The organism is Pseudomonadales bacterium, from assembly GCA_024234215.1.
Lineage (GTDB): Bacteria > Pseudomonadota > Gammaproteobacteria > Pseudomonadales > UBA5862 > JACKOQ01.
The window spans coordinates 173397-185791 of sequence record JACKOQ010000006.1 but is presented as its reverse complement, the minus strand read 5'-3'; the positions used below and the strand labels follow the sequence as shown (position 1 = coordinate 185791).

General features: G+C 64.7%; 8 protein-coding genes, 1 tRNA gene and 1 pseudogene. 2 read left to right on the top strand and 8 right to left on the bottom strand.

Features of this window, described 5'->3' with window-relative positions; genetic code table 11:
- Nucleotides 1-22: 22 nt before the first annotated feature.
- The 6 genes and pseudogenes from H7A13_11525 to H7A13_11500 form a co-directional block, all read right to left on the bottom strand.
- A complete protein-coding gene (locus H7A13_11525; protein ID MCP5333964.1) occupies nt 23-1417 on the bottom strand; it encodes a restriction endonuclease subunit S in 1395 nt (464 codons plus the stop codon).
- Nucleotides 1418-1431: 14 nt separating this feature from the next.
- A pseudogene (locus tag H7A13_11520) lies at nt 1432-4190 on the bottom strand (DEAD/DEAH box helicase family protein).
- 282 nt (nt 4191-4472) lie between these two features.
- Complete coding sequence (locus tag H7A13_11515; GenBank protein MCP5333963.1) at nt 4473-4964, bottom strand: cupin domain-containing protein; 492 nt, start codon at nt 4962-4964, stop codon at nt 4473-4475.
- Nucleotides 4961-5350 (bottom strand): nuclear transport factor 2 family protein, encoded by a 390-nt coding sequence (locus H7A13_11510; protein ID MCP5333962.1) that lies wholly within the window; start codon nt 5348-5350, stop codon nt 4961-4963. Before H7A13_11510 ends, H7A13_11515 begins: the two co-directional genes overlap by 4 nt.
- Nucleotides 5347-6222 (bottom strand): branched-chain-amino-acid transaminase, encoded by an 876-nt coding sequence (ilvE, locus tag H7A13_11505; protein ID MCP5333961.1) that lies wholly within the window; start codon nt 6220-6222, stop codon nt 5347-5349. The genes H7A13_11510 and ilvE overlap by 4 nt, the downstream gene beginning before the upstream one ends.
- Before the next feature lie 83 nt (nt 6223-6305).
- Nucleotides 6306-6917: a hypothetical protein gene (locus tag H7A13_11500; protein ID MCP5333960.1), complete on the bottom strand. Its 612-nt coding sequence runs from the start codon at nt 6915-6917 to the stop codon at nt 6306-6308.
- A gap of 273 nt (nt 6918-7190) precedes the next feature.
- On the opposite strand from H7A13_11500, the gene H7A13_11495 reads away from it, so the two are divergent.
- Nucleotides 7191-8603 carry a PLP-dependent aminotransferase family protein gene (locus H7A13_11495; protein MCP5333959.1) on the top strand — a complete coding sequence of 471 codons (1413 nt, stop codon included), beginning with the start codon at nt 7191-7193 and terminating at the stop codon, nt 8601-8603.
- Between the two features lie 88 nt (nt 8604-8691).
- Here H7A13_11495 and H7A13_11490 read toward each other — a convergent pair.
- Both H7A13_11490 and H7A13_11485 read right to left on the bottom strand, forming a co-directional pair.
- Nucleotides 8692-8767: transfer RNA gene (locus H7A13_11490), tRNA-Lys, on the bottom strand.
- Nucleotides 8768-8913: 146 nt separating this feature from the next.
- The gene (locus H7A13_11485) at nt 8914-10548 is read right to left on the bottom strand and encodes an acyl-CoA synthetase (GenBank protein ID MCP5333958.1); all 1635 of its coding nucleotides are present in this window, start codon (nt 10546-10548) and stop codon (nt 8914-8916) included.
- Nucleotides 10549-11014: 466 nt separating this feature from the next.
- Between H7A13_11485 and H7A13_11480 the strand changes: the two genes are divergently transcribed.
- Nucleotides 11015-12385: a DUF1329 domain-containing protein gene (locus H7A13_11480; GenBank protein ID MCP5333957.1), complete on the top strand. Its 1371-nt coding sequence runs from the start codon at nt 11015-11017 to the stop codon at nt 12383-12385.
- Nucleotides 12386-12395 lie beyond the last annotated feature (10 nt).

Genomic DNA, 12395 nt, shown 5'->3' with positions numbered 1-12395 from the left:
GGTGTTCGATGCCGGCGGGTGGTCAGCGGTCATCGGTGGTCGGTTCCGCGTGGGCACGCTGCGCTTTGCCCACCCTACCGGACGGCGTGGCGCGGCTGGCGCGGATGCGGGCCAGCAGCTCGGCGGCGGGTTCGTCGCTCGGGTCTTGCGGGACCAGCTTGCCGGCGAAGGCGTCTTTCAGGATGGATTGGCGCAGGGCGGCGGAGCGGGTGAGTTCGGTTTGGCACCACTCCCCAACGCGTTTGCCCCGTGCAAATGCCTCTTGGACAAGTTCACAAATCCGAGATTGCTCAGCCTCTCCGGGCAATGGAACGGCGAGTCGATTTAACGCGGCTTGAGTCAGCTTCGGCTGTGCTGTACCGGTTACGGACAGTGAAATATCCAACGAATTGATTGCCAGCTCGACGAAATCAAGAGAAGAACCCGGAATGATTTCTAGTACATGCGCGTGGTTGTTTACCCAAAATTTCCCGTGGGCCTGCAATGCCAAGGGTTTGACGCGCGATAGCAAATTCGCACCATCCTCCGCAACAAGAAGATATAGTCCATCAAAAAGATAATCGTCAATGTCGTCGATAATCCCCTGCGCGCCGTAATAGGGGTAACGGCCACCACGCTTATCTCTTTCTGATCGTTTGAGCAGAATTCGTCTTCCATCATGGTTGTGGGAAAGTTGATCCACGCTCGCCCACACCCAACCCTCCGGGAGTTCCGGAAGGTTGCTGGTGTCGGGGGCGGCGGGTTCCTGGTATTTGCCGCGGCCTTGCCAGGTTTCGCGGCGGGTTTGCAGGATGCGGGCGAGCAGGTCGCGGCCGTGTTCGAGGCGGTGGGCGTTTGCGGCGCGCCAGTCGGCGGTGAGGGCGCCGGTGACGGCGGCCTTGAGCACGGACTGGCGGTAGCGGGCCAGCAGCGTCTGCGTGTGGCGCAGCGCGGCTTCGCCCTGGCCCAGCCGGGCGAACAGGGTTTCGATCTTCTCGACGATGCGGCGTTGTTCGTTGAGCGGCGCAACTGGGAGCAAGTGGGTATTCAATACGTTCTTTGAAATCGCGCTGAACGTTGTTCCGGTTCCTTTCTGAGCCAACTCCTGCTCTGATCTTTTTAGCCAAAACCGCACATATTCAGGATCAATCAAGGGACGAATCGCTGCGAGTCCGCGACCAATCGCACAAACCTGGTTGGCCACATTCGTTGGCCCGACTGGCGCTCGAATTGAAATCAATATGTCGCCGGGAATCGCCTCTCTCGTCGGTTTCGTACACCACTTCTCGGCGCTTGGATGCCGCTCCCCAAATTCAGCCTTGCCTTGAAAAAAGGGTAATCCTTCACCTCGACTGTTGTAAGACGATGACGGTGGTGACTGACCAAATACCGTTTCGGCGGTCTGCTGAATCGAGGACCACTCCCAGCCCACCGGCAATTCACGTTCCCCCCTCACGCCACCAACGCCCCTTGCAAGTCGTCCAGCAATTCATTCAGTCCCGGCCCGAGCACGCGGCGGGCCTGCACGATGCCGCCGCGGTCGGCCAGGCTCGGCGCCTCCTGAAAGTCGCGCGGGGCGATTTCGGCGTTGGCGGCGAGGTAGGTGGCGATGGCGCGCAGCCACTGCTCCTGCTCCGGGCTGTATTCGCGGCCGGCTTTTTCTCGCGGCCGAGCCAGAGGTTGAAGCGCCGCTCGACGACGGCGCCGAAGGGTTCCAGCGCCTCGCTCTGGCCGAGCGCGTAGCGCACCAGGCTGACCACTTCGGTGAGCTGGTCGTCCACCGGCGCGCCGCGCACGCGGGCGGCGTCGAGCCGCTTGTAGGCCTGCCAGACGGTAGCGGTGGTCAGATACCGCGGCGGGTCGGTGAGGCGCTGCACCAGCTCGCGGATGGCGGCGTAGGTGAGGCGCTGGCGGCCCTGCGGCTGGTTGTAGAGGATTTGCAGCGCGGTGAGCTGGTCGCGGTTCTGCGCCATGAATTCCTTGAAGCTGCCGATGGTCTGCTCGGCCTTCTGCTGGTCGAAGGCGGCGCCGAGCAGCTCGTCGGTGGTGATCTCGTCGATGACGATGTCGGATTTCTGTTTGAGGTCTTTGAGCAGGTTGCGCGTGGCGGGCGCGTCGAACGGACGGCAGGCGGTGTCGATCAACGCGGCGATGACGGTCTGTTCCTGCTCGGGCGTGGGCGCGGCGCCGTGGCGCGCGGCGATGGCGGCCTGCTGCCGGTCCGGGTCGATGGCGTCCAGCAGGTCGCCGGCCAGCGCGCGCGGGGTCTTGCCGCCGGTGGCTTCGGCAATGCGGGCGCGGTCTTCGTCGCCGAGCTTGCGGTCGAGCGCGGCCAGACGCGCGGCCAGCGATGAGAGCGCGTCCTCGTCGCGCCGGCCCATGGCGATCTGCTCCAGCAGGGCATCGAAGCTGAGGGTGCGCTTGCGCTCCAGCGGCTGGCTGGCGTTCTTTTTGGTCTCGGACACGCCGACGGCGTCGATGAGGATGAAGCGGGTCTTGGTGCGGGCGTCCGGCGTGACGGCGCGCAGGTCGGCATCCGGGATGGTGCGCACGCCGCGGCCCTTCATCTGCTCGTAGTAGCCCTCGGATTTCACGTCGCGCATGAAGATGAGCACCTCCACCGGCTTGATGTCGGTGCCGGTGGCGATCATGTCCACGGTGACGGCGACGCGCGGGAAGGGATCGACGCGGAAGGCCTTGATCAGCGTCTTGGGGTCTTCGCTGCCGACGCGGTAGGTGATCTTCTTGGCGAAGTCGTTGCCCTCGCCGAACACCTCGCGCACGGCGTGGACGATCTCCTCGGCGTGGTTGTCGTCCTTGGCGAAGATCAAGGTCTTGGGCAGCCAGTCGCCGCTGCGGTCCGGGAACAGCTCGGTGAACACGCGGTCGCGGAAGGTTTGCAGCACGGTGCGGATCTGGTTGGGGTTGACCACGGAGCGGTCGAGCTCCTGGGCGGTGTAGGCCAGGTCCGCATCCAGGTTTTCGTAGCGCACGCGGCGGGTGCGCTTGTCGCGCACCGGCACCTGAAAGCCGGCGTCGCTCTCCACGGTGCCGCCCTGCTCGGTGACGCGGGTGCGGATGCGGTAGACCTCGTAGCCGACGTTGACGCCGTCGGCCACCGAGCGCTCGTAGGGGTATTCGGCCACCAGGTTCTGGTTGAAGAAGCCGAGCGTGTGCTTGGACGGCGTGGCGGTGAGGCCGATGATGCTGGCGTCGAAGTACTCCAGCACCTGGCGCCACAGGCCGTAGATGGAGCGGTGGCATTCGTCGGTGACGATGAAATCGAAGGTCTCGATGGGGACGGCAGGGTTGTAGGCGAGCGGCAGCGGCTCGCCCTCCTCGCCCTGCCACTGCTCGAAGCCGGAGCGCTCCTCGTCCTCCTCGGCCAGCTCCTTGCCGCGCAGCAGGGAGTACAGGCGCTGGATGGTGGTGATGACCACCTTGGCATCCGGGTCGATGCGCGGGCCGTGCAGGTGCTGGACGATGTAGGTGTCGGTGAAGCGGTTGGCGGCGCCGGGCGGGTGGAAGTTCTGGAACTCCTTGAGGGTCTGGTCGCCGAGGTTGTTGCGGTCCACCAGAAACAGGATGCGCTTTGCTCCCGCCGCGCGAATCAGCCGCCAGGAGAACGAGCAGGCGGTGAAGGTCTTGCCGGCGCCGGTGGCGAGCTGGATCAGCGCGCGGGGGCGGTCCTCGGCCAGCGATTTTTCGAGCCCGGCGATGGCGTCGATCTGGCAGTCGCGCAGGCCGCGCGGGTCGAGCGGCGGCATCTGCCGCAGCCGGGCGCGCAGCGTGTCGGGCTGGCGCAGCCAGTCGTGCAGCGTCTCCGGCCGGTGAAACGCGAACAGCCGGCGCGAGCGCGGCTTGGGATCGCGTCGGTTGCAGAAGAAGGTCTCGGCGCCGGTGCTCTCGTAGTCGTAGACGAGCAGGTCATCCCAGCGGGCCAGGTGCTCCGGCAGGCGCAGCATGTATTTCTCGGACTGCTCGGCGACGCCGCTCAGGGTGACGCCGGTCTTCTTGGCCTCGATGACGCCCGCAGCCTTGCCGGCGACGAACAGCAGGTAGTCGCACGGCCCGGCCGGCAGCGGGAATTCGCGCACCGCTACACCGAGCGCGGCATTGCGGTCGAACTGGCCCCGGTCCTGCAGCACCCAGCCGGCCGCGGCGAGCAGTGCGTCGATGGTCTGGCGGGCGAGTTGTTCGGGGGTTTGCAAGGCCAGCGCCTTTTTCTGGGTCGGCTTGGAGTTCTGCGGCCATCCGAGCTGGCCGGGATGCCGTGGCCTGTGCGGAACTATAGGAAACCGAGCCGGTGATTGACAGCCCCACAGCTTGGGGATGTGCGGAAAAATATCAGCGCGCCGTAGGGTGGGCAAAGGCCACCAGGCCGTGCCCACGCGACTTCAACGACTCGCCGCCCCAAAACGCCTGAGATGCATCATCGTTCCGTGTGGGCACGCTGCGCTTTGTCCACCCTGCATTGCTGAGCTTGCGCCACTTCAGTACGCCGTGCCGTCCTTGTGTGTGAAGCGCCACTGGCCATCGGTCAACTCGGCGGCCAGATCATCGTCCGGATAGGCGGCGCTGTCGCCGGGCATGCGGTCGCCGATTTCCAGATAGACCACGTCCGCGTCGCTGCGATTCACGAGCTGGTGCGCATCCCCGCTCCCGGCGCGAAAGCCGGCGCACATGCCCGGCGCGAGCAGCGTTTCGCCGGCATCGGTGACCAGCGTCGGCGTGCCCTCCAGCACATAGATGAACTCGTCCTGCAGCGTGTGGGCGTGGCGCAGCGCCGAGATCGCGCCCGGTGCCAGCCGCGTCAGGTTGACGCCGAAGTGGGTGAGGCCAAACGGATCGCCGAGCGGACGCTTCTCCCGGCCCGCGAGCTTCCCATCGAGCCAGTTGCGGATGGCGGGTGGGTAGTTCGACGGCCGCGTGCGGGGTGGGCAGTCGGCAGCGCGCAGCGCCACGGGCGGTTTGTCGTTGCTCATGGTTCCTCCTGGGCGCGCGGCACGTAGTGGGCGGCGGCGCGAACGACCTTGCCGTCCGGGCCGAACTGCAACACCTCCACGGCCGGGCCGCGCTGGCTGCGGTAGTGCAGCGCGACGCTGTCGACGCCGGTGAGGATCCCGATCAGCTCGAAGCGCAGGCGCGGCGACAGCGTGAGCGCCGGCGGCGTCAGGGCGCGCGCCCAGTAGGCGCCGACGCGGGTCTTGCCGCGCAGTCGTCCGGAGGGCTCGCCGGCCAGTTGCGGGATCAGTGGTGAGACCATCTCGAAGTCATCCGCGTAGTGGGCGAGGATGGCATCGAGATCGTGACGGTTCCAGGCAGCGATCCAGTCGGCGGCGAAGCGTTGGGCAAAGGTAGCGTCGATCACTCGGCTTCTCCTGTGACTGCTGGTGGCTTGTTACGGCATTCGCGCTCGATCAGCGCGCCAAAGGCCTGATCGAGCCGGCTGAACAGCGGCCCCGGGCAATGGCTGAGCGACCGGCCGTCAATGTCGGCCACCGGCACCAGTTCGGCAGCGGTGCCGGTGAGAAAGCACTCGTCCGCGGTGTAGAGGTCATACGGCGCCAGCGGCTGCTCGCACGCCGCGATGCCGAGCGCTGCCGCCAGCTCCAGTACCACCGCGCGGGTGACGCCGGCCAGCGCGCCGTCGCTCGCCGGCGGTGTCAGCAGGCGGCCGCCCTGCACGATGAACAGATTGTCGGCGCTGCCCTCGGTGACCCGTCCGGCGGCATTGAGCATCACGGCCTCGTCGGCGCCGGCGCGGTTCGCCTCCAGCCGCGCCAGAATCGGGTTCAGATAGTTCAGGCTCTTGATGCGCGGATCGAGCCCGTCGGCGCCCAACCGTCGGGTCGCCGCGATGATCAGCCGCGCGCCGCGCCGGCGCGCCTCGGCCATCGCGTCGAGCCGATCGGCAATGATGAAGAGATTGGGCTGCCGGCAACTGCGCGGGTCGATCCCCAGCGCGCCCACCCCGCGCGTCACCACCAGGCGCAGATAGCAGGCATCGTCGGGCGCGGCGGCCAGGGTCTCTGCCACCGCGCGGGTCAGCGCTGCCTGATCCCAGGGCAGGCTCAGCGCCAGTGCCCGCGCCGACAGCATGAGGCGCGCCAGATGCGCCTGAAGCCGAAAGGCCCGGCGATGGTAGAAACGGATGCCCTCGAAGACGCCATCGCCATAGAGCAGCCCGTGGTCGAACACCGACACGGTCGCCTCGGCGGCGGGCATCAGGCGGCCGTTCATCCAGCAGACAGCCTGTTCGAACGAAGGGCAGGGTTGCGGTGCGGGTTCGGCAAGCATCTTCGTCTCTCCTGTGGTGAGCACGTTCATCGAAACTCTTTGGCTTGGGCGGGCGCGAGCGCGGCGCGCCGCCAGAGCAGCAGACCGAGAATGACCAGGCACACCCACCCCAACACCGCCGGAAACAGCACGGTGGTCAGGGAGTGGTGCTCCAGCGCCAGGATGGCCGTGAGGTTGCGCATGGCCACCAGCGCGTAAAAAACGGCCGGTTCCGACTGCGGCTGGTGGTAGGCCTTGCGGAGCGTGGGGCCGAAACCGAGCACGTCGACCGTGGTCAGCATGATGACTGCCGACAGCGGATCCTCCGCGAGGTACCACAGCGGCAGGGAAGAGAGTGATGCCAGCAGAAAGGCCCAGTCCGTCCTGCTGACCATGACATCGCCGCGTTTGCGCCAGGCCAGCAGCGCAACAAAGATCGTCAGCAGCGCCGAAACTCCGGTGGGCCAGGCGCCGATGCCACCCTGACTCTGCAACTGCGCGAAAAAGACCACGGTGGTGACGACTGCCCAGGTCATCCATGAGCAGAGATGCGGCCGGGTCACACCTCTCAGCGTCGAATGGATATAGGGCGCGGAAGCCACGATGGCCAACGTGATGGAGAGGGCGCCGAGAACCTGCCTGTCGAGCATCAGGTTCATGGTTCTGCTCCCGATACGGTCGAGGACAGGCTCAATCCATGGGCCCCGGCTCGTGTCCGGGCGGCATCGGGCTGGCAGAATGTCACCGGATTGCCGGTGAAGGCGTCGATCAGAGTCAAGGTTGCCAGCATGAGGTGTTCCGGTGTGGAGCATCCACTTTAGGTCGCCCAATATGGCAAGTACAGATTCAAAAAAATGATTTTGTTGCGGTACAGATTGACAAATGGCTAGACTGTTGTGGTCTGAATGGCCACCTTCTGTACCGAGACTTTCATGGACCTGCTGCACCACCGCCTCGCCACCGAACTGCGCGAGCAGATCAGCCAGGGCGTCTACGGCGCCGGCGAGCGGCTGCCTGGCGTACGCGCGCTCGCCCGCACGCGTCGCGTCAGCATCGCCACCGTGCTGGCCGCCTACCGCCGGCTGGAGGACGAGGCGCTGATCGAGGCCCGGCCGCGCTCTGGCTACTACGTCCGTGCACGCCAGAGTCTCGCGGTGCTGCCGCCGGCAGCCTCGACGCCGGCCGCGCAGCCGAGCCCGGTGACCGGGCAGGAGCTGGTGCTGAGCCTGGTCAAGGCGACCAACGTCGAGGGGCTGGTGCAGCTCGGCGCGGCGGTGCCGGACGCGAGCTTTCTGCCGACGCGCGCCGTCGAGCGGGCGCTGGCGCGGGCGGCGCGTTTGCACCGCAGCCGCGCGGCAGCCTACGAGTTCCCGCCCGGACTGCCCGAACTGCGCCGCCAGATCGCCCGGCGCATGGTGCAGGCCGGCTGCGCCGTCGGCGCCGATGAGGTCGTCATCACCAACGGCTGCCAGGAGGCGCTGGTGCTGGCGTTGCAGGCCGTCACCCGTCCGGGTGATGTGGTGGCCATCGAATCGCCCACCTTCTACGGTCTGTTGCAGGCGCTCGAAGCGCTGCAACTGGAGGCGCTGGAAATCCCCACCGATCCGGTCGAGGGGCTGTCGCTGGAGGCGCTGCAACTGGCGCTCGAACGCTGGCCGGTCAAGGCCTGTGTGGCGACGCCGAGCTTCAGCAACCCGCTCGGCTACTGCATGCCGCCGGCGCGCAAGCGTGGACTGCTGGAACTGCTCGGCCGCCACGGCGTGCCGCTGATCGAGGACGACCTCTACGGCGATCTCGGCTTCGGCGCGCAGCGGCCGCCGCCATGCCTGTCGCTCGCCGACGGCGCGGACTGCGAGGTGATCTACTGCTCGTCGTTCTCCAAGACCCTCTCGCCCGGCCTGCGCGTCGGCTGGATCCTGCCCGGTCGCCACCAGCCGCGGGTCGAATACCTGAAATATGTGCTCAACCTCGCTACGCCGACCGTGCCGCAACTGGCAATGGCCGAACTGCTGCGCGGCGGCGGCTACGAACGCCATCTGCGCGCCGTGCGCGGCGACTACGCCCGCGCCGTCGGGCGCATGATCGAGGCCGTCACCCGCCACTTCCCGCCCGGCACCCGCATCACCCAGCCGGCCGGCGGCTTCGTCGTCTGGGTGGAGCTCGCGCCGCACGTCGACAGCCTTGAACTCGCCCGCCGCGCGCGCAGCGAGGGCATCAGCATCGCGCCCGGACCGATCTTCTCGGCCACGCAGAAATATCGCAACTTCGTGCGCATCTCCTGCGCCTGCCCGTGGGACGGGCGCGTCGAGGCGGCGTTGGCGAAGCTGGCGAGGTTGGCGCGGTGAGTGTGGATTGGTCGACGAAGCTGAACCGGCCAGAAGCGATGGCCTGACAGGCCGTCGAACTTTGGCGGAGTGGAGGTTGGGGGAGAGATGGTGGGCCGTGATGGATTCGAACCATCGACCAATTGGTTAAAAGCCAACTGCTCTACCGACTGAGCTAACGGCCCCAGAAGGTCGCCCATGATACTCATTTTCGATCGATTTACAACCGCAAAAATGGGGATGCAGGCGAATCGACGTGAGTTTCACTGACAGAAAAGAAAAAGCCGATGGCAGTCAGGCGGCCATCGGCTTTCGTGGCGCAGGGCCTGCTTCAACCAGCGATGCGCGCGACCTCTTCGGCTGCCGTGGTCCGAGCCCACTTGTAGTCGGCCTTGCCATTGACGGCGCGCTTGACCTCATCGACGATGAAGATGTTCTTCGGCCGCTTGTAGCCGGCGATCTTGTCGCGCAGGAACTCATCGATCTGCTGCGCAGTGGCGCTGGCACCCGCGTTCAGTGATACCATGGCCGTGACCCGTTCGCCGAACTTTTCATCCTTGACCCCGGCAACCAGGCAGTCGTAGACGGCGGGATGGCGCTTGATCGCCTCCTCGACCTCTTCGGGGTAGACCTTTTCGCCCATGGTGTTGATGCACATCGAGCCGCGTCCGAGCAGTGTGATGGTGCCATCGGCTTCGACCTGCGCGTAGTCGCCCGGGAAGGAGTAGCGGTGGCCATTGATCACCTTGAAGGTCTCGGCCGATTTTTTGGGGTCCTTGTAGTAGCCGACCGGGCAGAAGCCGCCATTGGCCAGCCGTCCCACCTCGCCCGAACCCGGCAGAAGCTCGCGGCCATCGTCCGAGAAGACCTTGGAGTTCTCGTTGATGACGAACTTGGCGGTCTGGCTGACATTCTCGCGGGTGGTGAGCGAGCGGGCCATGCCGCCTTCGGTGGCGCCCAGGTTGTCGACCAGCACCATGTTGTGATGCGCCAGCAGTCCTTTCTTGACTTCGGTGGTCCACATGACGCCGGAGGAGGTGATCATGAACACCGACGAGAGGTCATAGGGCTTGTTGTTGGCCTTGGCCTCGTTCAGCGCATCGAGCATCGGTTTGGCAAAGGCATCGCCAACGATGACGATCATGTTGACCTTCTCGCGCTCCACCGCCTGCCACAGCAGGTGGGCATCGAGCTTGCGGTTGGGCACGGTGACCACGGTGCCGCCCATGTGGTGCGGCATGAAGGCGCCCAGCCAGACGCCGGTGCCATGCATCAGCGGACAGGCGACCAGGCTGACCGGATTGCGGTTCTGCTTGTCCATCTCCTTGACCGCCGCGACGATCGACTCGATCGAGTCGGGCTTGCCGAAGCCGAACTGCTCGAAGCCCATGGCCAGGCCACCGCACATCTCGCCATTGAGGTACATCACCCCCTTGGGCATGCCGGTGGTGCCGCCGGTGTAGAGCATGTAGATGTCGTCGAACTTGCGTTCGATGCGCGGCATCGGCTTGGCGCTGGCGATCATCTTTTCGTAGTCGAAGGCGCCTTCGAGCAGCGGATGTTGCGTGCCATCATCGATCTGCACCAGGGTCTTGACCCTGGGCAGGCGGTCGCGAATGGCGGCAATGCGGTCGGCGAAGCTGGCCTGATAGAAGAGCGCCTCACTGTCGGAGTTGTCGAGCAGGTAGACCAGCTCCTCTTCCATGTAGCGGTAGTTGACATTGATCGGGCAGCCGCGGGTCTTGAAGACGCCGTACTGGGCTTCGAGGTATTCGTTGCTGTTGTAGGCGTAGAGGCCCACCTTGCTGTCGGGCTTGATGCCGCGCTCACTCAGGAAACCGGCAATGCGCGCGGCGCGCTCATCGTACTCCCGCCAGCTGCGGCGGCTCGAACCATTGGCCAGCGCGATGCGGTGCGGCACTGCGTCGGCGACCTGCTCCCATAGGTTGGCGAAGTTCATCTCCATTGATCTGCTCCTCGTGAGGGATCTGATTGTTATTGGATCTTCATGTCCGGCGGCCGACCGAGTCCGCTGTGAAGGGTCTGTTGCGCGCTGGAGGAGTCCCTATATTAGTGCTTTATCCTTTTCTGTCGATGCTGTCGGTGGATTTTTGCTGCATCGTTTGCCGGGAGTTGCGCTGGATTCGCCCGCGGTATAGGCTGGTCCAAAAATAATGACAGTCCGATCTTGCTGTGGCCGCTTCAGGGCCGACAGCGCAAATGTGCAAACAGGGATGACGAGTGGCGGGATGCATCCCGCCCTGTACTGCTGCAAAGAAAAAACAGAGGGTTCTGGCAGCCGCCATTGCGGTGGGCCACACGGTTCGTTTGGCCAAAATTCATGGTTTGCCGACATTCGGCAAGCGTGGATTGCGGCAGAGCGAAAAAAGAAGAGACGAACGTATCGATAATAATGAAACAGGGAGAAGGATATGGAGAATGTCTTCAGCCGTGGTGCGGTTGCAGCGTCGCTGCTGCTGGCGCTGTTGCCTCTGAGCGCGCAGGCGAAGGTCTCGCCTGAGGAAGCGGCCAAGCTGGGCATCGACGGCACTGAACTGACCCCTGCCGGGGCGGTGCGTGCCGGCAATGCCGATGGCACCATTCCGGCCTGGAGTGGTGGCCTGCCGCAGAAGGATGTCCCCAAGGGGCAGTGGCTCGATGACCCTTACGCCGATGACAAGCCGCTGTTCACAATCACCGCGCAGAACTACCAGAAGTATGCCGACAAGTTGACGATCGGGCAGAAGGCAATGTTCGAACGCCATCCGGGCTACAAGATGAACATCTATCCGACCCGGCGCTCGCACAGCAACAAGAAATACATCTACGAGGCGGCCATCGCCAATGCCTCGCGCGCTGAGCTGACCGAAACCAGGTGGGATTTCAAGCATGCGATTAACACCTGGGCGTTTCCGATTCCCAAGGATGGCTATGAGGCGGTGCTGAATTTCGCCACCAAGCCGTTTCCCAGCGTATTCCGTTGGAACAACACCACGGTGGTCACTTCGAATGGCGACTTCCAGACCACCAAGATCACCGAGGAGTTCGTGACCGACTGGTCGAAGGAGGGGATGAATCCCGATGAGTTCACCGGCGACAAGGACATTGGCTACTTCCTGCAATCGGTGGTGGCGCCGGCCAAGGTGGCTGGATCGGTCATCCTGATCCACATCCTGTTTCACTGGGATCAGCACGACATGATCGCCTGGTCCTACAACCCGGGTCAGCGGCGGGTGCGGCGGGCGCCGCAGATTCGCTATGACAACCCAAAAACCGGTGCCGATGGCCTGGCCACCAGCGACCAGTTGGGCATGTATGGTGGCAAGATCGACCGTTATGACTGGAAGCTGGTCGGGAAGAAGGAGATCTACATCCCCTACAACTCCTACAGGTTGCACACCGACAAGGTGAAGATTGCCGACATCATTCAGAAGGAGCACATCAATCAGGATCTGGCCCGCTATGAGCTGCACCGGGTCTGGCATGTCGAGGGCGATCTGCTGCCCGGCACCAGCCACATCTACAAAAAGCGGGTCTTCTTCATGGATGAGGACTCCTGGCAGGTTGTGCTGATGGACCACTACGACAAGCGCGATCAGCTCTGGCGCTTCTCTGAAGGTCACGCACTCAACAGCTATGACATCCAGCACACCGCCACCACGGCGGAAATACACTACGACCTGCAGTCAGGTCGTTATCTGGCCATGGGACTGGACAACGAGGACACTCCACCCGACTACACCTTCACCGCCACGGCCGACCGTTACTCGCCGGACCGGCTGCGTGGTGAAGGGGTGCGCTGACCGGGTTGAA